The following is a 19338-nucleotide window of genomic DNA, read 5'->3' on the forward strand; positions in this document are numbered from 1 at the left end:
GCGAGTTAGAAGTATTTACAGTCAGAGGACAAGCTATACATTTTGTGAGGAGTGAGAACATGGCAAATCCGATGGAGGAAATCGCGGATATAGCACACGAGTTACCGACTTGGGTGCTTCAGGATATCGACAAACGAACAACCGACTGGCTTGCATCAGGTGGCAAGGTAGATGATCCGTACATCGAGCAGCAGTTGAGGTTTGCGCGGAATGTCATAAAACGAGGGGACGAGCTACATGGTAAGCGTAAAATCGGATGATACGCATTTACTTTTCCAGAATCCGGCTATCAAGTGGGTGTGGACGCCAACGGAGTTAGAACGGTTTCGCGGTATGTGGGAGGACGGAGCGGACATTCTGACGATTGCTAAACGGTTCAAGGTGAGTCAACTTACGATTGCTCTTATGGTTATGGATCAGGCGGAGTTAGGGGAGATCAAGCAGCGTGCGGGTGGACTGTTAGGAGACAAATAAAAAAGACAGAGTTTGCTCTGTCAAAAGGCTCTAAAGTATTCGTAAAAGCCCATCTCCATAGGGAGGACCCAAATATAGCATCCTACAAGACAAATGGGGCCAATTAGAAAGTTGTAAATGCTTGTAGGAAGTATTCTTATAAATATTATCCTATAAATTATTGCCGTGAATAAGACAGTAAATAATAATACCAACAACGGTCCGACAAACATCATCATGTTTATTTCTAAGCCTTCAAACAAGTTCAATAGTATTACCCCTTTTAAGACAAATAAAAAGACAGGATTCCTCCCGTCCTTGGCAGGGTTAGTATAACACAAGGAGGGGTCCTGGTGAACATAGATATTGCAATAAATATGGATACATTTTTGACAAGTCTGGGGATAATTGAACTACCAATGAACTGTGTTGTGGTAATTTCAGAGGGGAAAGCGAAGCTGCGGGTTTTACCTGAGCATGGTGAATATAGGATCGTGACGCACCAGGGGAAAGTTAAAAGGATGAGAAAAGAAGAAGGTGAGGAATTTTAATTATAATTAATTTGTCGATTAATGATTTTAAATATTAATTAAGAGGGATATTGTAGAAATTCGCGAAAGAATTATTATTACTTGTTTCGCGATATGACAAAATTCAATTAACTAATGAGATAGCATTAAATTTTAAAACGAGGAGGTTATCGATTTGAATTTTAATGATATTAAATTTGTGATTTCTATCCTACAAAGAAGTGAAAATTCTGGTTTTGTATGGCGAGTGTGTGAAGGGAAAATTATAATACAGGCACCATTGAAACTTTATAACGAAATATATGAAATAAATAATTTTGAAGAATTCAATATATTTTGTTCGAAAATTTTAAATTCGGCTTTATCCTAATAAACTTAAAGCTATTAAAATGTAAATAAACATAGTATAATCAATTTGTAGCTTTTTATTTACAATAATTCGTTGTAAAGAGGGATAAATATGTTAGTTGAATTTACAATTGAGAACTTTAGGTCGATTTTAGAGAAGAAAACCTTTTCATTACAAACAGCTCCTTATTTAAAGAAATTTAGAGAGTCTAATACTTTTAATACTCAACCTATTAATTTGCTAAAGAATGCTGTGGTTTTCGGAGCTAACGGAAGTGGAAAGACAAATTTAATTGAGGCGATTGAAACATTTGAGACTATGATTGTGAATTCATATAGAATTAATGCCGCTAAATCGGTAAGACTTCCATATCAACCATTTTCTATGACTGAAGATACACCGGATTATACATTTTTTGAAATCATACTTTTGATTAAAGAAAAATTATACAAGTATAGTATAAAATACAATGAGAAAATGATTATATATGAATCTATGGATATACTAAAGGAAAAAGGAAATGAAGTAATATATAGTAGGACTTATAATGAGTTACAAGGAAATTATGATTATATATTAAATGACACACCCGACCTTACTGATAAAACCAAAAAAACTGTTCTCTATTTAACCGTTTTAAATGAGTTTAGCAATGACTTAGAAGGGGTTCAAGGCAAAGAAGTTTACGATTGGTTTTTAGATAGTTTATTAATTGTAGATGCTGACTATTCTTCTATTAATTCTAGGATTGTTAACAGACTTGAAGATCCTACTATAAAAGAAAGGGTATTGAACTTCTTGAAAATTGCCGACTTCAATATAGTAGATATTGAAACTCGTACAAGAAAAACAGAAATCCCTGCATATATTAGGAGTATTATGGAAAAAGAGAACATGACAGAAATTGATGACTTTATTGAATTTACTGATGTATATACTGTTTATAATAAATACGACATGAATGACAATGTTATAGATAAAAGCAGTTTGCACGCAGAGTCTTTTGAATCTCGTGGAACAAATAAGATGATTACAATATCTTTAATTCTTTTGGATGCTATGGAAAAGGGTAAAACAGTTTTTATTGACGAATTTGATAATGCTTTTCATTATGAAATATCTTTGTTTTTATTGAAGATTTTCAATAGTTCCCTTTATAATGAGAAATCCCAATTTATTTTAAATACTCATGATATTTCTTTGCTTGACGCAACTGTATTAAGGGTAGATCAAATTTGGTTTGTGGAAAAATCAAAATATAATCAATCTGACTTTTATTCTTTATACGATTTTAATGGAACGTCTAATAAAGCAAGAAGCGACGTTAAATTTGCTAAAGACTACATAAAAGGAAAATTTGGAGCAATACCAATTATTAATGATTCCCTTTTTCAAGTAAATATCTTTAAAGAGAGTGATGACTATGGCTCTACCAAGTAGAAGTAAAAGAAAAATAGATGTAAAACGAGATATTTACATATTTACCGAGGGTAAAGAGACAGAAGTGCATTATTTCAATGCTTTAAAACAGAAGTTAAGAGTACCAACATTAAAAATTAGAGTTAAGGGTGTAGGGAATTCAGGTACCAGTTTAGTTGATTATGCAATACAAAAAACAAAAAATGAAAACAAATCTAAGATTATGGTATGGGTTGTTTTTGATAAGGATGATTTAACAACTATTGAAATTGAAAAAAGTCAAAAAATCGCCAAACAAAATTCGGTAAATATTGCTTTTTCAAATACCAGTTTTGAATTGTGGCTGCTAATGCATTATGAAAGTATAGTAAAAGGGAATACTTATGATAAAAAAATTATTTTTAGAAACTTATCAAGAAATTTAGGTATTTCTGATTTTAATAAACATAAAAATGATGTTAATCTTATACAAAGTATTGCAGAAAAGGTATCAATAGCTCTTAATAATAATCTCCTACTAATAGAACATTCAAATTCAATTTTTCATTCTCCATATACAAATATGCATAATTTAATTCAACAATTAAAATAAAAGTCCACCTGGCCAACCAGAGGACAACATTTGATTACAGCATTGCGCTGTGTCATTTGTTGTCCTCTTTTTTTATTTCACAATGAGAAAAGAGGGGTGTCATGAAAAACGCCCAAGAACGACAAGGCAAGCCTGAAAGGATTCAGCATACCCATACAGCGAACAAGCCTATAGAACGGCTGTCTGACAAAGACCTAGCGGAATTGATGGGGACAAATCGGGACACATATATACGGCGACGCGGGGCAGTTAGAAAAAGATAAGAGGGGGAAGCGGGATGGAGAATTGGGCTGATCAATTGCTGCAGGAATATGAAGTGGGAAAGAAAGCATTATCAGGTATGAGAGATGGTCTGAATCGATTGGATCCTTCCTCTGCTCAAGACCTTACACAGATCAATAGCATGATTGATAGCATGGCATTTTCAATGGAGTGGATGGCAACCGGGCGGCAACCTGGGAACTATCGAGGAGCAGACATCAAGTCAATCTATCAGCGGCAGTATTTTGAGAGCATGGACCTGATCCCGGACATCCAGGAACAACTGCAGGATATGGGAGCGAAACAGCTGTACATGACGCAAGAGGAGAAGATGATACTCTCACAGATTTTTGGTGAGATGTCGTTGCGTGAGCGGCAGTGCTACATTCTGCATGTTGGGCAGAAGATGAGCATGGGACGTATTGCTGAAGAGATGGGAGTGAGCAAAGGAACCGTGCAAGGATACCTTAAACGTGCTGAAAAAAAGGTGAGAGAAAAAGTCTCTTGACTTACGTTTGACTTACGAAGTCTGTATAAGTGAGGGGAACCATTAAAGGAGGGGTGCGCTCGAGCGACTCAGCGCCTCCAACCAGCCCCATACATACGAATAATATTAAATGTACTTCTTTTTTGCCGATATTAGGCATGGGAGGTGAGTATGTGTTTAAGTCAACGCTTAAAGGATCAGTTTGCCATGAGGTAAAAACCTATAGATATGTAACAGCTGGTAAAACCATGGCAGAGTTTGAGTTACTTATGTTTGAAAACGGTCAAATTGGCACGCAAGGGAAAATCATTAAGACAGAAGAAGGTTTTTCTCCGGCAAGAGTTTATGAAGATGTCGACAAGGCTGTACAAGAGATTATTGATGTCATCGAAGAAAAGATAAAAGATGATGATTGGGTAAAGAGTACAGAACAATATTCAGTTTAAAGCATCCTATGGGGTGCTTTTTCTATGCCTGAAAATAAAGGAGGCGGCGGTGATGTGAGGTGCCAAACTGGGAAGAGATACAGAGAGAATGGGAAACGAGTAAGATAACGCTTGCCAAGCTTGCTGAAAAACATGATGTGAAATTGGGTACTTTGAAGAGCAGGAAAAGTCGTGATGGTTGGTCAAGAGATGCCGTCGAAAAGGATGCAACTAAAACAAGAAAGGTTGCAACCCCTGCTAAAAGGATGCAACCGAAAATAGATTTAAAAGAGCCCATTGCGCTGTCGGATAAACTGACAGATAAGCAGCGGGATTTTTGTGTTTACTACATTAAATACTTTAATGCGACTAAGGCTTATCAGAAAGCATATGAGTGCGCCTATACGACAGCTAGAGTTGAAGGACATAGACACCTAGCAAACCCTAACATTTCTGCAGAGATCGACAGGATGCGTAATGAACGATTAAGCAAAAAGAAACTAAGCGTTGATGACATTCTGCAAAAGTACATCGACATAGCCTTTGCGGACATAACAGACTTCATGATATTCGGTTCAGAAGAAGTCGTTGCTATGAACGAATACGGAGAAGCAATCAAGGATGACGAAGGTGAAAACGTCACCTATCTGCGTAACTTTGTTAATTTCAAAAATGCGGATGAAGTGGACGGCACGCTAATATCAGAAGTAAAGCAGGGCAAAGATGGAGTATCAGTGAAACTGTCCGACAAGATGAAGGCGTTAGATGTGCTGGCAAAATACACAGACTTGCTCTCTAATCATGACAAGAAACGCTTGCAAGAAGAGAAGTTCAAAGCGGACATCGAGAAAACTAAAGCTGAGATTACTCACATTAAAGGCGATGAAGGTGAGTACGAAGACGATGGCTTCCTAGATGCTATCAATTCCAAGACCTCAAATGTGTGGGGGGAGGCTAATGAGTAAGAAGCCAGCTCCATTCAAATTCAAGCCATTCTCGAAGAAGCAGATGCAAGTCCTCACTTGGTGGAGAGAAGATTCTCCCGTTAAGGATATGGACGGCATTATCTGCGACGGATCCGTACGTGCTGGAAAGACCATTGTGATGTCTCTTTCCTATGTCATGTGGGCAATGGAGACCTTCCAAGGTGAGAACTTGGGTATGGCGGGAAAAACAATCGGTTCTTTCCGTCGTAACGTGATTACTCCATTAAAAAGAATGCTCAAATCACGAGGCTACCAAGTCAAAGATCATCGTTCAGAAAACATGCTGTCTATTACCAAAAATGGTGTTACAAACTATTTCTATGTATTTGGCGGAAAAGATGAAGGCTCCCAAGATTTAATTCAGGGGATTACGCTCGCCGGCATGTTTTTCGATGAAGTCGCCTTGATGCCTGAAAGCTTTGTTTCTCAAGCGACGGCCCGTTGTTCCATAACCGGTGCAAAATTCTGGTTTAACTGTAACCCGGCCGGACCATATCATTGGTTCAAGCAACAATGGCTGGATAAGAGCGCAGAAAAGAAGTTAGTCCACCTGCATTTCACGATGGAAGATAACCTTTCGTTATCGCAGGAAGTGAAAGAACGTTACTACCGCATGTACAGTGGCATCTTCTATAAACGCTTTATCCTCGGTCTATGGGTTTTGGCCGAAGGTGTTATTTATGATTTATTTAATCAAGCCCAGCATGTTGTGCCTACCGAAAAACGGCGGTATGAGAAATATCATGTTGCGATTGACTACGGAACGCAGAACCCGACTACGTTCGGTCTTTGGGGCAGGAGCGGCAAGGTGTGGTACAAGGTCAAGGAATACTACCATGACGGACGTAATGCGGGCAGGCAGAAGACAGATGCGGAGTACAGCGCAGAACTGAAACAGTTCGTAAAAGATATTCATGTTTCGTCTATCATCGTGGATCCATCCGCTGCTAGTTTCATCGCACAGTTGGAGAAAGACGGATTCAGCGTTGTAAAAGCAAAAAACGATGTACTGGATGGCATACGTTACGTACAGACAGCCTTAAGCGAAGGATTGATATTATATAACGATTGCTGTAAAGAGACATTTAGAGAATTTTCGTCATATGTGTGGGACACAAAAGCGGCCGCTAAGGGCGAGGACAAACCGGTAAAACAGTTTGATCACGCGCTCGATAGTGACCGTTATTTTGTTTCGACCATAGTATTTGCACCAAAAGCAGGCATAAGCAGTGCTTCTGCATGGTGAAAGGAGTGAACACATGACTATCAATTGGAAGCAGTTTGATAAAAGTACGATTGAAAAAACACATGGCAAGATTTATTACTATCGCGATCTATACGAAGGCAATCATTCCGCACTCTTTTCACGTGCCAAGGAGCTCATTGCTAAAGGGGAAATTGTAGATAATATCACTGAGGGTTCTGTTCATGCTCAAAATGTACAGACACCTTATATCATTGCGAATATCTCAAAATTAATACCGGAGATACCGGCTCTACTTGTCAGTCGATCTATCGGAAAGCTCGGTACCTCACTCACTCAAGACGAGGAACAAGTATCTGAAATGAATGAGAAGACTGATGGCCTGATTGACGGTCCGATTGATACATCGGTAAACGGAACGATTCTACATCTGCAGCAGGAATTGATTCGTCAGATAGGCTTAAATTCAAACCTTCATTTTGAACATTACAGTAATATCTTGCAGCACCAATTAGACGGAGGTCTTGTGGGTGTACCGTGGATGGACGAGCGAGGATTGCGACTTGAGTTCAAGTCACGTGATGTCTACTATCCTCATGCTGATGGATTAGGTGCTGACTTGGCCTACAGACGTGAGTTTGAAGATGGTGAAGAATATCTTCAGGTATACAGAGAACGGATCGAGAACGGCGATTTGCGTGCCACTCACTTGTTGTATGAACTCAATGGTTCTGATCAAGCGAAGCCGCTGGAAGAGGATGAAACGAAGGAACTGCTTGGCATGGATGAACTTGAAACAGTATATGTTGGTCGAGGTCGTCCATTCATTTCCTATTGGGCGAATGAAAAAACCTTCATGAATCCATTAGGCGTCTCATGCTTGAAAAACCAAGAGGCGAAACAAGACGAAATCAATTGGACACTCACACGAAGCGCCATCACTTTTGAGCGCAATGGGAAGCCCCGTATTGCTGTTAGTAAGGGTATCTTCCAAGAATTAAGTAACAGAGCGATTGAGCGTTACGGTGATGAGGGGAAGATTGATCATCGTGATTTAGAAATCACTACTTTCGATGATTCTGGTAAAGCAATGGAAATCATTCAGGTCGACATCTCGAAAATCGGAGATATCCAATGGGTCAAAGATTTAATGAAGCTCATGTTCATTGAAACGAAAACCTCTGAAAAAGCTGTTGATTTTTATTTAGAGGGAGCAAGTGCTGCTCAATCAGGGGTTGCAAAGTTTTATGATTTGTTTTTGTCATTGGTTAAAGCAGAACAGATTCAGAGTGAGTACATTTCTTTCTTGAAGCATCTTGTGGAAAGTGCGTTGTGGCTAGCAAACCAAGAGGATGCTGCAGTTGTTATCGAAGAACCCGAAATTCAACTGCTAGGCATGATTCCGATATCTCACAAAGAACTGGTTGAAGAAAACGTTCTTGCATTCGAGAAAGGTGCTCAGTCCCTTGAAACGACTATTCGTCGCAATAACCCAGATGCAAGTGAGGAATGGATACTCGAAGAGCTGAGTCGCTTAGATGCTGAAGAAGCATCGGCTTATCCACCAGAGGCAGGTGAGTAAGCATGATTGATAACGAAATAATTCAAGAAGAACTCGAAAAAGAACAGACGTCTGATGAAATCGATGTCCTAGAGACAGCATTAATGGCTGCATTGTTACTTAGCACGACAGACTTATTCTCAATGTACGGGACCGACAATGGGTTGAACATGGCCCGAAGTAAACGAAAAAAAGCGTTCTTCAAGCGCATTACTGATCTTATTGGAGACCATTATTTAAGCGTTTCTTCCTTAGTGGAAGGGAAGGCAAAAGAAGCTTTCCAATCTGCTTACGAAAGATTTATGGAGGCTTATGAAGAAGAACTAGAATTACCGCTTATTCAAGTGGTAACAGGAGAAGTTTTGGCCCGAGCGTTTGAGAAGGGATATCCTTTGTCAAAAACCATGGCTCATAATAAAAAGCTGACCAACAGGAATTTACGTCGTACACTGCAAGATTTATTCCGTCAAAATGAAGAGTTGCCTATTGTAACTACAAGACTGACAGAAATTGTTCGAAATGATACTGCTCGCATTAGAATAGTTGTCCAAGAGGAAACCGCTCGCATGCAAAACCAAGCTCAGGTACAGAGTGTGGTCGATTCTGAAGAACAGGGAATTGATGTTGATACCATTTGGAATTCGTTGCGGGACGGGAAAGTTCGAAAAGCCCATCGCGAACTTCACGGACAGAAAGCTGATTCAGAAGGCTGGTTTTATGTTGATGGGGATAAGGCAAAACATCCTCACGGCTTCTCGAAAATCGGTTTGAACATCCGATGTCGATGTTACTTGGAAGTTCGTGGTGTGAATGTCGCAGACTCTGAGGTCGCTAGGGAGTTAAACAGCGCTGAGAGCAGCAGTAAACGTAGAGAAATATGGGAAATGCGTCGAGCTCTTGCTAAAGAGCGCAAGAAAGGCGATATATCTTAAAGCATCCTTCGGGGTGCTTTTTTGTGTTTAGAATTTGAAAGGATGTGATCATCATCTCCGATGGTCTCGGTTATCTGACTGGTCCATATCCGCGATAGGAGACGCTAAACTTCGTGAGTATCGGTTCCTGCACCTACGCAGAGGAGGAAAAACAATGAGAGTTTTTTATACACTTTACATTTGGCTTGTAGTCATGATTCAAACATTTAAAAGCGACCTTCCCGCTCAAACGGAAGAGGAGAAAGCACAGCCGCTCCGACTAGATTTGCAATTCTTTGCGGATGACCCTGAAGACAACCCGGGAGACGATCCAGAGGATGACCCGGACGATGAAGATCCAGAGGATGATTCACTCAATCTAGCTGAACTCATGAAGGACCCAGCGTTCAAAAAACAATACAATCAGAAGTTGAAAGAGCAACTGGGCAAGCGCATGAAGAAATTCGAGGGCGTGGATCCTGAAGAATATAAGCGCTTGAAGGCAACAGAGAACAAAAAGAACGGCAAAGGTTCAGACGACGAAGATGATAAATCTAGAGACGATGAACAACAAAAACGCTTCCTGCGTGCTGAACGTAGAGAAAAGAAAGCAGTAGTCAAAGAGTTTGCTATTGATAATGGCCATAATCCGAAACTACTTGCCCGGTTGTTAGATATCGATGCCATTGAATTGGACGAAGATGGAGAACCGGAGAATCTTGATGATCTCTTTGATGAATTAGAGGCAGACTTTCCGGAATACTTCGGTACTTCTGATGACGACCAAGAAGAAAGCGGCGTTAAAAAGAAATCGTTCACTCCCGGTTCGAAGCAGAAGGGGAACAAGAAAAAGAAAATCGATCCTTATGCAGCTGGTGCCGAACGAGCGAAACAACGACACTCAAAAGGAGATGACAAGTAATGAATTTACAACCACGTACAGATACAATCACGGTCCAAAAAGAAATCTTGAAAACAACACAAGGTCAAGTTTTTAAAGTCGGCGGCTTAACGTTAGACAGTACGAAATTTACAGCTGGTGTTGTACTTGCAGGAACTCCGGTATCTATTCCTGTTGCTGGCGGAAAAGCGATTCCATGGGCGGACTTAGCGACAGAAGTTATTCCGTATGTGACGACACATGATGTATCTGTAAAAGTAGGTTCAGATGCACTAGTTGGTGCCTACGAAGAAGCTTATTTAGACAAAACAAAGGTAACGCTAACTCCTGCATTTATTACCGCAGCTGGTAGCCGTTACAAATTACGCTAAGGAAAACTAGAGGAGGAAAAACAAATGCCATTAACATTAGATGAGTTTCAACGTGAACAATTTCAGGGGTATGTAGAAAACGTACCTGCAGCAAGACGTCGGTTGCTTGAAGCGGTAATGCCAACGCTATCAACGTTTGATACAGACTTCGCTTTCGGAGTAGTATCAGGCAAGTATGCTCGTGCAGCATCAATTACAGGATGGAATGCGGGTGCTCCACTTCGTGACAAGCAAGGTCTTTCAATCGCTTATGGTTCAGTAGCAAAAATCCAACATGGTTTTAAATTGGATGAAAAAGAATTGATTAAATTCAATCGTCCTCGTTCAGATGGGGAGCGTTCATCTGTTATCGATTACGTTTACAACGAAACAGATGACTTGATTGAAGGAGTACGTGAGACAGAAGAATTCTTCCGTGCTTCCGCAATCTACCGCGATAAGCTTTCTTATAATGAGAATGACATCGTATTGGATATCGACTTTGGCATTCCATCAGCCAACAAACTGACTGCTACAACTTCATGGGCTACTGTCGCAACCGCAACTCCTTTGACGGACCTGCAATTGGCCGTTAAACAGTTTAAAAAAGTGAACCGTGGACAGGCACCTAGTATAATCCATATGTCTGGTTCAGCAGAATCGAACATGCTTCAAAATGCTCAAATGAAATCACAAATTTATGGTTCTCCGACAGATCAGCGAATCATCACGCCGGTTGATCTTCGCAATGTTTTCACGGCTATGTCATTGCCTGATTATGTGGTAACGGATGAAGCAGTAGATGTAGGTAAAGGTGAAGAGCGTCTGCTCCCTGAGAACCGTATTGCTTTAATCGGAACAGACCTAGGGAATCTGATGGTTGGCCCAACTGTAGAGAACAACTACCAGCCTGGCGTCTATGTAATCCCTGAAGTCAAAGCGACTAACCCACCACAGCAAGCTGTATTTGTCGGTGAATCTGCTTTCCCTGCATTAAAACAGCCTTCTGGGATTGTCTGGTTGGACGTCTAATAAAATTCAGTGAGCGCCTTTATCGGGCGCTTTTTATATTCTCAAAAACAAGGAGGAAACTGTATGCCAAAGTTTAAATCAAATGCTTATTTAACTCATAACGGAGCACTCGTGAAAATAGATGAGGAAGTAGAACTGACTGCTGAGCAAGCAAAGCATCTGGGTGATAAAGTTACCGCTATCCAAGAAGAAATAAAGAACCTGTCTCTTTCCGATAACACTGTTGCGGAACTGAAAACCCTAGCAGAAGGAATGGAGATCGATGGATTCGGTAACATGAAAAAAGATGAATTGATTCAAGCGATTGAAGAAAAACAAGAAGTCGAAGCCTGATCGCTCCGGTTTTTTAGTTGGAGGTAATTGGCATGATGGACTTTGTAAAAACTGATGCCTATTTAAAATTGTTATCCGGCACGGAAAGTTACAAAACACTTACTCCAGAAGAACAAGTAAGTTATGTCTTTACTGCTTACGAGCGACTTTCTCTATATTATGCAGAAAGTCTATTAACCCCGAAAGTAGTGGCGCTCCAAACGCTCTACATGACTAAGAGTCTGAGTGTAGAAGGGGAAGAAGCAGAAGCGATTCAGAAGATTCGTAGGACAGGTGCTACTTCGTACAGTGTGGATGGCGTGTCTGTTTCGTTTGGTGATGCTGACAGCGGAATTGGGATTGCCCCAGACGTCCTAGCTTACTTCGAACTTCTCGAAACTCAAAAGAAACGCGCAAGGGTGGGGCGATTGATATGATTCCTAACAATCAAACCATTGAACTGCAACGTGTGACGGCATGGGACAAGTACAAAGAGCCACTGACTACCGAGAAATTCACTATGCGTGCTCGTATTGTCAATGAGACTAAGAAAACAACAAATGCCGCTGGTAAGGAAGTTCTGACAACTCTTACGGTCCTAATCAAAACCTCTGAATTGAAACGGTCGCAAGCGCTTAAAGTTCTTTACAATGATCGTTTTAAGTTTATTGATGAGTTCGGAAACGCGATGACCAATCGAGAGCCTCAAAATATAGCACCTGCTCGTGGACTGAGTGGGAAACCGCTCTTTACTCGGGTGTTTATATGATTAAGTTCGACAATGGGAATAATTTTCGCCAACTGTTGGTGAATGCCCCACAAGAGATTAGAGACGGAGCGATTACCGGCTTACATGAAGCGTTAGATGATTGGATTCAAAGAGCGCGTCCTATTGCTCCTGCTGACATTGAATTTCTACGTTCTGAAATGAAATCACAAATTGATACAGGTCTCATGGAAGGAACCTTGCTCTCGAATTCATACAGCAAGGGATTTAACTATGCCTACTTTTTACACGAAGTAGGCTCTAGAAAAGGATACAGCCCCAAAAAAGCTGGCACATCGCTCACTTGGCTTGAAGACACAATGGATGAAAGCCGTTCTATGAGTATCGTTCAAAGTGAAATTGAGAAGAGTCTTGACGGCAGATGGAGGTGAGGAAATGGATCCTTTAATTGAATTAGACGCGATTACGAATTACATTCAACCGTTCTTACCAGTAGAAACAGCAATCGAGTTGTTGAACTTACCTGAAGAGCCCTATAGCGGAATGTTAGTCCTTCGCTTCTTAGGTGAAGAACCAAGGATGATTAACTCTTGGTCAAGCGAACATATTCGACAATGGCAAGTGATTTATTTCCATGACCACATCGGCAATGTTGTCGGAGTATCTTCTCAACTTGCAAAACAATTAATACACGGAATCACAATTCCATATATGGATGCTGACAGAAATATGTGGTTTACACGAGTTCGCGCATACAGCGTTGGTCAACCGCAGGAAACTGAATCAGGTAAACGTTTTACACTTTCTGTTTTGGAAACGAAGACCGGCTCGGTACGAACTTCTCAGCAATATGCATTGATGCAAGAATACATTATGAATTTAGGAGGGTGACACATGACCTTTACAACGATGGATAAAGGGAGACCAGGTGTCTTTGTGAACTTTGTCGAAGCGGCCGTTGCAGCTATCGAAGGTTCAGATGGTGTCGTGGTTATCGTAAAGAAAAACTATAACGAAACAGCGACGCCGGGAACGATTTATGAATTCTCTGGTGATGGAGAAGCGAAGAAGACAGTCGGAGTCACTCACTTAGCTGATATCACTCGAGCATTTCAGGGTGGAGCGTCTAAAGTAATCGTGTTTACTCAACCGAAGTTAGCAGCTGATTACTCTGTAGCGCAAACACAGCTGGAGCTCCAATTTTTTGAAGCATTGACGTTTGATCATGCGCTTACACCAGCAGAGGTTGCTGATTGGAAAGTATGGCTTAAAACCCAAGAAGAAAAAGACAACCGTCATGAAATGTTCTACGGTGTCGCTAGTGATACGGATATAGCAGCTGGTATTGCTAGATCAACTGTTGATAAAAGCGAAAACATAACAAATATCATTAACGCTCCACTAATTGGCGGTGTAGCGATGAACAGTGTCGATATTGCTCCGTTTGTAGCAGGTGCATGGGCCTCTACTCCTTTGTCTGGATCAATCACATACTTAGATGTCCCTGAAGCTACTGACGTCAATGTACGCTTGTCTGCTACGCAGGTACGTGACGCACTGGTTGCGGGTGCCATTGTCTTCGAATATACAGGTCGCAATGTTCGTCTCATTCGAGGTGTAACAACAGCAGGCACGAGCTTGAAGCGGACAGCAATTAAGCACACGTTGGCACGCGAATGGAAATTCCTGATTGAGAATAAATATATTGGCAAAGTAGCGAACGGTCCGAACCAACGCCTATCCATGAGAGCCGACTTAACGGATTATCTCAGAGTGCTAGAAGCTCAAGGGGTCATTGAGGCAGACACTTGGAGTGTTCGAGTGGAACAAGGCCCATCACCTCAACAGGTCGTTGTCAATGGCTTTGTACGTGATCTAGAAGCGATGGAAGAAATTTATATTACTATCGGATTGGGGGCGTAAGAGATGAATCCATACCAAGCGCATGAAGCCTTTTCCGGCACATATGCACAAGCAATAGAAGATGGTGTTTGGCTGGCTCAGTTTCATAGCATTACTGTCGATTTGGACGTTGCTTATGAAGAAGTCAAACAGTCAGGGAAATTAAATCCTGGTGAAAAGTTTTCCGGTTATAAAATTACTGGAAGCATGACAGGACATCAATATGATTCATCGTTTATCAAGCGACTCACAGGGTTCATGCGAGATCCTAAAAAAGCACCACTGGTTACTAATCTTTTGTTAGTCAATGACGATCCTGCTGTAAACAGCCCGTATAAAGTTCAATTATACGGTGTGAAATACAGTAAATTCCCTCTCTTCAATGGGGAACATGGAACACCAGTTGAACAAGAATTTGCGTTCTCAGCGGATTCATTCGAAATTCTGGAAGATTAAGAGGGCCAGGTGCCTTCTTTTTATTTATCTATTTATAACTCAAGGGGGAATTTTTAATGGCAAACGATTCACATTTAGCATTGGAGAAATGGTTACAACGTGATGTAAAAGCGACTGGGGAACTAGAACTTCCACACATCGGCTTGGTGTTGGAATTAGAAGCTTTGGATTGGAAAACGACTCAAAATCTTATTAAGAAAAATACAATTCCTCGAAAAGGTGGACCAGGTGAACGAAATACTGATGGATTCACCATGGATATGATTGCTAAGTCTCTTAAAAAAGTAAATGGGGAGCCTTTCAATCTGTATCAAGAGGATACATTGTCTCGAATCGGTGTTAAAACCCATGAACAAGCTATCAACAAATTATTTACACCTTTTGAAATCGGCAAGATTTTGCAGAAGTCCAATGAACTTTCAGGCGCTACTCCTGAAGTGGAAGAAGAGGAAGTCGAAGAACTAAAAAACTAATACGAAGCGATTACATGATGGGCATAGCGCATTCCATCCGAATCGGCACAAACAATAAATACGACATTGTTGACATTTTGGAGATGGAACCAATTCGCAGACGTATGTTAGTCGCTTCGATTTTAGTTGAAGGTGAAGATAAGCCGAAGCCCAAGGGTCCGAAGAAAGGGGGTAACCGGTAATGGCCTATGATTTGAAAGCCACGCTCAGATTGACAGACGAATTTACTAAACCCATTCGGAACGCACTTAAAGAGTTTGACAAGTTGGAACAGCGGATGCGCCAAACGGATAGTTTATGGAATGATATTGAACGATCTGCTAATCAAGCCACTGATCAGATTCGTCAATTCTCCGATGAAACCCAGCAAAGTGGTCAGCACACTGCAGATTTGCAGAGACAATTAGAACTGGCACGAGAAGAAGCTGAGCGTCTTGGAAATGCCGGGGGCAATGCGGGTGACAACTTGAATGATGCGGGAAATGCTGGTCATTCCGCTGGAGGTAAAATTGGTGCTGCTTTTAAAACTGCTGGAGGAATCATCGCGACTGTATTTGCTATCGATAAATTCAAAGATTTAGCGGTAAGTATGGTGGAAGCATCTGGTGGTGCCAAAGCAATGGAAGCCCAGTTCTCGGAAGTGTTCGGGAAACTTGAAGGTGAAGCAGGTACTCGACTAGGCGCCATCGGCAAGGAATCAACTATTCTCGAAAACCGTATGAAAGGCAGCTTCACCAAGATTGCCGCATTCGCTAAAACGGGCGGTATGAGTACAGCGGATTCACTGGATCTAGCGGATCGATCCATGCGTACAATTGCGGATAGCGCGGCATTTTATGATCGGTCTCTTGAGGATACAACCGAAAGCTTACAGTCATTCTTAAAGGGTAAATTAGTTGCCCCTCGCCGCTGTGAAGCGGCGTAGCAAATCGGGGAAAATCGGTGAACATCTGTTCTGGAAATATTGAATGTTTCTTCAGTAAGTGATACAATGAGGGTTAACCGAAAGGGGTGCTTTCATTGTATACAAGGTTTCTGGATAGGGCTGGGAAAAAGTATGGTAGGTTAACCGCAATCCGCATTGATGAAGAAAAGACTAAGGCGGTCGACGCCAAGAAAAGGCAGGGAGCGTTTTGGGTCTGCGAATGTGAATGCGGAAACACAGTAACTGTTCGGGGTAATCTGCTTGGTAAGCAAAGCAATTCATGCGGCTGCTTGCAAAAAGAACAGGCAAGAAGCGGTTTGTCTCGCAGGACTCATGGCAAATCTCATAGTCGAATAGCCACCATTTGGTATCACATGAATGGTCGCTGCTATAACCCGAACGACTACAACTATCATCTTTACGGCGCTAAAGGCATAACGGTTTGTGATGAATGGCGAAATGATTTTGAGACATTTGAGAAATGGGCACTGTTAAATGGGTATAAAGAAAACCTCAGTATTGATCGCGTTAATGTAGAAGGGAATTACGAGCCTTCTAATTGCAGATGGGCAGGATTCGATGTCCAACTGAACAATAAGCGCGATACCCTTTGGATTGAATATCAAGGGAAAATGATGAGCCTTAAACAGGCATATAGTCAAGCCGAGCCATTAATCACATACCAAGCGGTCAAATCCAGGTATCACAAAGGTGAAAGAAACCCTGATATATTATTCAAGAAAAACAGAAAATACCGAGGTAACTAACAGATATAAAAATCTGTTAGCACCGTAGAGCATAGGGGACGATCCTATGCTTTTTGTTTTGCGCAAAAAGCATAGACTGTAACTCCCCCACGAGTCTCCGACAACTCAACGAGTTGAAAATGTATGCCGACCTGGGCTTGAATTGACAAGCCGATAACCAATGAGGGCGACCTCCAGAAGCAAGGGATAAAAAGCCTTTGCGATAACAATGTGAACTTCGAAAACGATGCAGCACTAGGTTTATCTGCTACTGAAACCACTAGAAACTCCGCTGCTACTGATTTGTACGGAAAGTCGTTTAAAAAATTGTCTGAAGCACAGAAACAGCTGACCCTTCTTAAAATGGTTGAGGATGCGAACAAAGTATCTGGAGCCATGGGACAAGCTGCTAGGGAATCAGATGGTCTTGAAAACGTCCTCGGCAATATGAAGCAATCGTGGACTGATTTGAAAGCGGCCGTTGGTCAACCGCTCCTAGAAGTGGCCACCGAAGGAATAAAAGGTCTCACGGGAGTTTTGCAAAATATCGATGGCGAAAAAATGGCTGCAAGTATTACGGCTATTTTTACAACAATCGGAGTGGCTTTCGATTTTATCAAGAGCCATCCAGCTATTGTTTGGATGCAGAACAATTTGCCAGCCGTATTTGAACAAGTGAGCGTAGCACTCCAGAGCGCATTCTCAACCGATTCCGTTGGAGCAGCAATTGAAGGCATTACTTCATTTTTAGGTAAGATGCAAGACGTCAGCCAGCAATTATGGGACTTCTTTCTTCAAATGGCCCCAGGTGTGACCATCGTATTCCAAGATTTATGGGATATCCTGCAACCGATTTTCATTGCACTAGGAACAGCTTTTAGTGTAATTGGCGATATTGTAGGTACGGTTTTCAATACCATTGTGCTACCTTTGCTGAAATTAGTGTGGGGTACATTCCAAATTTTATGGGGAATTGTTAGCCCTATCCTAAAGCTTTTGGCTGCAGCAATTCAAATAACTTTCTCTTACTTAGAAACTATTTGGAACAATTACGTAAAACCGATACTTGGTTGGATAGGGGATAAATTTGAAGAAGCTTCGGAGAGGGCAAAACCAGCGCTTGAAGCGATTTCAAAGTTTTTGGATGGATTACGTGACTCGATAGATACGGTTATGAGCCGAGTCACCGATTTGACCGATACATTCAAGAATATTAAACCTCCTGATTGGTTGGTGAAGGGCGCTTCTGCAGTTGGCGATTTCTTCATACCTACTTCTGCAGACGGATCACACGCAACCGGATTGGCATCCGTTCCTTTTAATGGATATTTAGCAGAAACACATGTTGGTGAATCGATTCTTACCGCTAATCAATCTAATACGTTGCGTGGTATGGGTGTGTTGAAATCCAGTGGAGATAAGCCTGTTATTGATACCAGCTCATTATCTGGAAGGAAAACAATTTCAGGGAAGAAGACCGATAACTCGATTCCGTCTAGTTCTCCAATATCTATCGGATCCATTCAAGTCATCGGACACAACAAACCCACTAAAGAAATCGCAAGAGAAATCGTCGATGAGGTGAACTTGGCCATCGGCAACGGTGCATTGGCAGGTGTTCATTAATGAGAAAATACATTCACATTTCCATTTGGGAAGAAAACGATAAGAAAAGTTTTATCAACATCCCTGTGCTTCCCGAATCCCTTCCCACTTCAGTTGCTGGAAAAGCTGAAACAATTGATATTGTAGGTGCCGGGGAACGGGTGGTATTCGGCGGGGAAAAACTTGATCGATTCAAAATGGAAACATTCTTTCCTGCTCACTACGATTCAAGTTACGTTGTGGAGAGTGAAGGCGATTACAAAACACCTTCTCAAAATCTGCAGAAGTTACGCGCTTGGATTGATCTTGAAGCACCACTTCGGCTCTATAGCAAAGAGGGCGGTTTAAATAGAAGTGTTGTTATAACGAACCTAGATTATGATGTCGAGCGTGCTGGGAGTCTTGGTGATATCTTTTATACACTCGACATCATGAACTACAAGCCGCCTCATTATCGAAGAGTTGCTTTGAAAAAGACAAGTGGCTCTGGTGGAATTAAAACAACTGCTAAGAAACCTACTGCTCCCAAAGCTTCAAAACTACCGGCTACATATACGGTAAAAAAAGGAGACTACCTTGGTAAAGTCGCACTTGCTTTCTATGGGAAAGCGAATTATATCAAAGTCTATAACGCTAATAAAAAAGCAATTGATGCTGCAAATAAAAAAGCAAAAGCTCGAGACAAATACACAATTCATCCCGGACAAAAACTAACGATACCGAAGTAGGAG

General features: G+C 41.3%; 28 protein-coding genes. All 28 read left to right on the forward strand.

The window, feature by feature from the left end:
• Positions 1-59 precede the first annotated feature (59 nt).
• The 28 genes from ACRPI0_RS05535 (at position 60) to ACRPI0_RS05670 (ending at position 19335) form a co-directional block, all read left to right on the forward strand.
• Positions 60-260: a DUF6877 family protein gene (locus ACRPI0_RS05535; protein ID WP_432355292.1), complete on the forward strand. Its 201-nt coding sequence runs from the start codon at positions 60-62 to the stop codon at positions 258-260.
• A complete protein-coding gene (locus ACRPI0_RS05540) occupies positions 238-474 on the forward strand; it encodes a hypothetical protein (protein ID WP_432355293.1) in 237 nt (78 codons plus the stop codon). The genes ACRPI0_RS05535 and ACRPI0_RS05540 overlap by 23 nt, the downstream gene beginning before the upstream one ends.
• Positions 475-830: 356 nt before the next feature.
• Complete coding sequence (locus ACRPI0_RS05545; RefSeq protein ID WP_432355892.1) at positions 831-1004, forward strand: XtrA/YqaO family protein; 174 nt, start codon at positions 831-833, stop codon at positions 1002-1004.
• A gap of 154 nt (positions 1005-1158) precedes the next feature.
• Positions 1159-1353 carry a hypothetical protein gene (locus ACRPI0_RS05550; RefSeq protein ID WP_432355294.1) on the forward strand — a complete coding sequence of 65 codons (195 nt, stop codon included), beginning with the start codon at positions 1159-1161 and terminating at the stop codon, positions 1351-1353.
• Positions 1354-1443: 90 nt separating this feature from the next.
• The gene (locus ACRPI0_RS05555) at positions 1444-2772 is read left to right on the forward strand and encodes an AAA family ATPase (RefSeq protein ID WP_432355295.1); all 1329 of its coding nucleotides are present in this window, start codon (positions 1444-1446) and stop codon (positions 2770-2772) included.
• The gene (locus tag ACRPI0_RS05560; protein WP_432355296.1) at positions 2756-3343 is read left to right on the forward strand and encodes an RloB family protein; all 588 of its coding nucleotides are present in this window, start codon (positions 2756-2758) and stop codon (positions 3341-3343) included. Before ACRPI0_RS05555 ends, ACRPI0_RS05560 begins: the two co-directional genes overlap by 17 nt.
• A gap of 101 nt (positions 3344-3444) precedes the next feature.
• Entirely contained in the window at positions 3445-3606 is a 162-nt protein-coding gene (locus tag ACRPI0_RS05565) for a hypothetical protein (protein ID WP_432355297.1), read from the forward strand.
• A gap of 14 nt (positions 3607-3620) precedes the next feature.
• Positions 3621-4112 (forward strand): sigma-70 family RNA polymerase sigma factor, encoded by a 492-nt coding sequence (locus ACRPI0_RS05570; protein WP_432355298.1) that lies wholly within the window; start codon positions 3621-3623, stop codon positions 4110-4112.
• A gap of 152 nt (positions 4113-4264) precedes the next feature.
• On the forward strand, positions 4265-4537 hold the full coding sequence (locus ACRPI0_RS05575; protein ID WP_432355299.1) for a hypothetical protein: 273 nt from the start codon (positions 4265-4267) through the stop codon (positions 4535-4537).
• A 59-nt stretch (positions 4538-4596) separates the two neighbouring features.
• A complete protein-coding gene (locus tag ACRPI0_RS05580) occupies positions 4597-5481 on the forward strand; it encodes a terminase small subunit (protein ID WP_432355300.1) in 885 nt (294 codons plus the stop codon).
• The gene (locus tag ACRPI0_RS05585; protein ID WP_432355301.1) at positions 5474-6748 is read left to right on the forward strand and encodes a PBSX family phage terminase large subunit; all 1275 of its coding nucleotides are present in this window, start codon (positions 5474-5476) and stop codon (positions 6746-6748) included. Before ACRPI0_RS05580 ends, ACRPI0_RS05585 begins: the two co-directional genes overlap by 8 nt.
• Before the next feature lie 13 nt (positions 6749-6761).
• Complete coding sequence (locus tag ACRPI0_RS05590; protein WP_432355302.1) at positions 6762-8288, forward strand: hypothetical protein; 1527 nt, start codon at positions 6762-6764, stop codon at positions 8286-8288.
• 2 nt (positions 8289-8290) lie between these two features.
• Positions 8291-9199 (forward strand): phage minor head protein, encoded by a 909-nt coding sequence (locus tag ACRPI0_RS05595; protein WP_432355304.1) that lies wholly within the window; start codon positions 8291-8293, stop codon positions 9197-9199.
• 154 nt (positions 9200-9353) lie between these two features.
• Positions 9354-10100 (forward strand): hypothetical protein, encoded by a 747-nt coding sequence (locus ACRPI0_RS05600; protein WP_432355305.1) that lies wholly within the window; start codon positions 9354-9356, stop codon positions 10098-10100.
• Positions 10100-10450, forward strand: coding sequence for a hypothetical protein (locus tag ACRPI0_RS05605; RefSeq protein ID WP_432355306.1), 351 nt, complete (start codon positions 10100-10102; stop codon positions 10448-10450). Before ACRPI0_RS05600 ends, ACRPI0_RS05605 begins: the two co-directional genes overlap by 1 nt.
• A 24-nt stretch (positions 10451-10474) precedes the next feature.
• On the forward strand, positions 10475-11461 hold the full coding sequence (locus ACRPI0_RS05610) for a major capsid protein (RefSeq protein WP_432355307.1): 987 nt from the start codon (positions 10475-10477) through the stop codon (positions 11459-11461).
• 63 nt (positions 11462-11524) lie between these two features.
• Positions 11525-11794, forward strand: coding sequence for a Rho termination factor N-terminal domain-containing protein (locus ACRPI0_RS05615; RefSeq protein WP_432355308.1), 270 nt, complete (start codon positions 11525-11527; stop codon positions 11792-11794).
• 32 nt (positions 11795-11826) lie between these two features.
• Positions 11827-12210 (forward strand): hypothetical protein, encoded by a 384-nt coding sequence (locus ACRPI0_RS05620; protein ID WP_432355309.1) that lies wholly within the window; start codon positions 11827-11829, stop codon positions 12208-12210.
• Entirely contained in the window at positions 12207-12542 is a 336-nt protein-coding gene (locus ACRPI0_RS05625) for a hypothetical protein (protein ID WP_432355310.1), read from the forward strand. Before ACRPI0_RS05620 ends, ACRPI0_RS05625 begins: the two co-directional genes overlap by 4 nt.
• Positions 12539-12931 (forward strand): hypothetical protein, encoded by a 393-nt coding sequence (locus tag ACRPI0_RS05630; RefSeq protein ID WP_432355311.1) that lies wholly within the window; start codon positions 12539-12541, stop codon positions 12929-12931. Before ACRPI0_RS05625 ends, ACRPI0_RS05630 begins: the two co-directional genes overlap by 4 nt.
• Positions 12932-12935: 4 nt before the next feature.
• Positions 12936-13391: a hypothetical protein gene (locus ACRPI0_RS05635; RefSeq protein WP_432355312.1), complete on the forward strand. Its 456-nt coding sequence runs from the start codon at positions 12936-12938 to the stop codon at positions 13389-13391.
• 3 nt (positions 13392-13394) lie between these two features.
• Positions 13395-14423, forward strand: a complete 1029-nt coding sequence (locus tag ACRPI0_RS05640; RefSeq protein WP_432355314.1) for a phage tail sheath subtilisin-like domain-containing protein — start codon at positions 13395-13397, stop codon at positions 14421-14423.
• A gap of 3 nt (positions 14424-14426) precedes the next feature.
• On the forward strand, positions 14427-14858 hold the full coding sequence (locus ACRPI0_RS05645; protein ID WP_432355315.1) for a phage tail tube protein: 432 nt from the start codon (positions 14427-14429) through the stop codon (positions 14856-14858).
• Between the two features lie 56 nt (positions 14859-14914).
• Positions 14915-15331 (forward strand): phage tail assembly chaperone, encoded by a 417-nt coding sequence (locus ACRPI0_RS05650; protein WP_432355316.1) that lies wholly within the window; start codon positions 14915-14917, stop codon positions 15329-15331.
• Between the two features lie 181 nt (positions 15332-15512).
• Positions 15513-16256: a hypothetical protein gene (locus ACRPI0_RS05655; protein WP_432355317.1), complete on the forward strand. Its 744-nt coding sequence runs from the start codon at positions 15513-15515 to the stop codon at positions 16254-16256.
• A 95-nt stretch (positions 16257-16351) separates the two neighbouring features.
• A complete protein-coding gene (locus ACRPI0_RS05660; RefSeq protein ID WP_432355318.1) occupies positions 16352-17023 on the forward strand; it encodes a hypothetical protein in 672 nt (223 codons plus the stop codon).
• A gap of 210 nt (positions 17024-17233) precedes the next feature.
• Complete coding sequence (locus ACRPI0_RS05665; RefSeq protein ID WP_432355319.1) at positions 17234-18628, forward strand: hypothetical protein; 1395 nt, start codon at positions 17234-17236, stop codon at positions 18626-18628.
• On the forward strand, positions 18628-19335 hold the full coding sequence (locus tag ACRPI0_RS05670) for a LysM peptidoglycan-binding domain-containing protein (RefSeq protein ID WP_432355320.1): 708 nt from the start codon (positions 18628-18630) through the stop codon (positions 19333-19335). The genes ACRPI0_RS05665 and ACRPI0_RS05670 overlap by 1 nt, the downstream gene beginning before the upstream one ends.
• The last annotated feature ends 3 nt before the right edge of the window (positions 19336-19338 follow it).

Origin of the sequence: Sporosarcina sp. A2, from assembly GCF_050858885.1 — a bacterium.
Classification (GTDB): Bacteria; Bacillota; Bacilli; order Bacillales_A; family Planococcaceae; genus Sporosarcina.

Bases quoted from the DNA above. Each gene is read 5' to 3' on its own strand.
- ACRPI0_RS05535 (WP_432355292.1), top strand. From the start codon at position 60: ATGGCAAATCCGATGGAGGAAATCGCGGATATAGCACACGAGTTACCG.
- ACRPI0_RS05540 (WP_432355293.1), top strand. From the start codon at position 238: ATGGTAAGCGTAAAATCGGATGATACGCATTTACTTTTCCAGAATCCG.
- ACRPI0_RS05545 (WP_432355892.1), top strand. From the start codon at position 831: ATGGATACATTTTTGACAAGTCTGGGGATAATTGAACTACCAATGAAC.
- ACRPI0_RS05555 (WP_432355295.1), top strand. From the start codon at position 1,444: ATGTTAGTTGAATTTACAATTGAGAACTTTAGGTCGATTTTAGAGAAG.
- ACRPI0_RS05560 (WP_432355296.1), top strand. From the start codon at position 2,756: ATGGCTCTACCAAGTAGAAGTAAAAGAAAAATAGATGTAAAACGAGAT.
- ACRPI0_RS05565 (WP_432355297.1), top strand. From the start codon at position 3,445: ATGAAAAACGCCCAAGAACGACAAGGCAAGCCTGAAAGGATTCAGCAT.
- ACRPI0_RS05570 (WP_432355298.1), top strand. From the start codon at position 3,621: ATGGAGAATTGGGCTGATCAATTGCTGCAGGAATATGAAGTGGGAAAG.
- ACRPI0_RS05585 (WP_432355301.1), top strand. From the start codon at position 5,474: ATGAGTAAGAAGCCAGCTCCATTCAAATTCAAGCCATTCTCGAAGAAG.
- ACRPI0_RS05590 (WP_432355302.1), top strand. From the start codon at position 6,762: ATGACTATCAATTGGAAGCAGTTTGATAAAAGTACGATTGAAAAAACA.
- ACRPI0_RS05595 (WP_432355304.1), top strand. From the start codon at position 8,291: ATGATTGATAACGAAATAATTCAAGAAGAACTCGAAAAAGAACAGACG.
- ACRPI0_RS05600 (WP_432355305.1), top strand. From the start codon at position 9,354: ATGAGAGTTTTTTATACACTTTACATTTGGCTTGTAGTCATGATTCAA.
- ACRPI0_RS05605 (WP_432355306.1), top strand. From the start codon at position 10,100: ATGAATTTACAACCACGTACAGATACAATCACGGTCCAAAAAGAAATC.
- ACRPI0_RS05610 (WP_432355307.1), top strand. From the start codon at position 10,475: ATGCCATTAACATTAGATGAGTTTCAACGTGAACAATTTCAGGGGTAT.
- ACRPI0_RS05615 (WP_432355308.1), top strand. From the start codon at position 11,525: ATGCCAAAGTTTAAATCAAATGCTTATTTAACTCATAACGGAGCACTC.
- ACRPI0_RS05620 (WP_432355309.1), top strand. From the start codon at position 11,827: ATGATGGACTTTGTAAAAACTGATGCCTATTTAAAATTGTTATCCGGC.
- ACRPI0_RS05625 (WP_432355310.1), top strand. From the start codon at position 12,207: ATGATTCCTAACAATCAAACCATTGAACTGCAACGTGTGACGGCATGG.
- ACRPI0_RS05630 (WP_432355311.1), top strand. From the start codon at position 12,539: ATGATTAAGTTCGACAATGGGAATAATTTTCGCCAACTGTTGGTGAAT.
- ACRPI0_RS05635 (WP_432355312.1), top strand. From the start codon at position 12,936: ATGGATCCTTTAATTGAATTAGACGCGATTACGAATTACATTCAACCG.
- ACRPI0_RS05640 (WP_432355314.1), top strand. From the start codon at position 13,395: ATGACCTTTACAACGATGGATAAAGGGAGACCAGGTGTCTTTGTGAAC.
- ACRPI0_RS05645 (WP_432355315.1), top strand. From the start codon at position 14,427: ATGAATCCATACCAAGCGCATGAAGCCTTTTCCGGCACATATGCACAA.
- ACRPI0_RS05650 (WP_432355316.1), top strand. From the start codon at position 14,915: ATGGCAAACGATTCACATTTAGCATTGGAGAAATGGTTACAACGTGAT.
- ACRPI0_RS05655 (WP_432355317.1), top strand. From the start codon at position 15,513: ATGGCCTATGATTTGAAAGCCACGCTCAGATTGACAGACGAATTTACT.
- ACRPI0_RS05670 (WP_432355320.1), top strand. From the start codon at position 18,628: ATGAGAAAATACATTCACATTTCCATTTGGGAAGAAAACGATAAGAAA.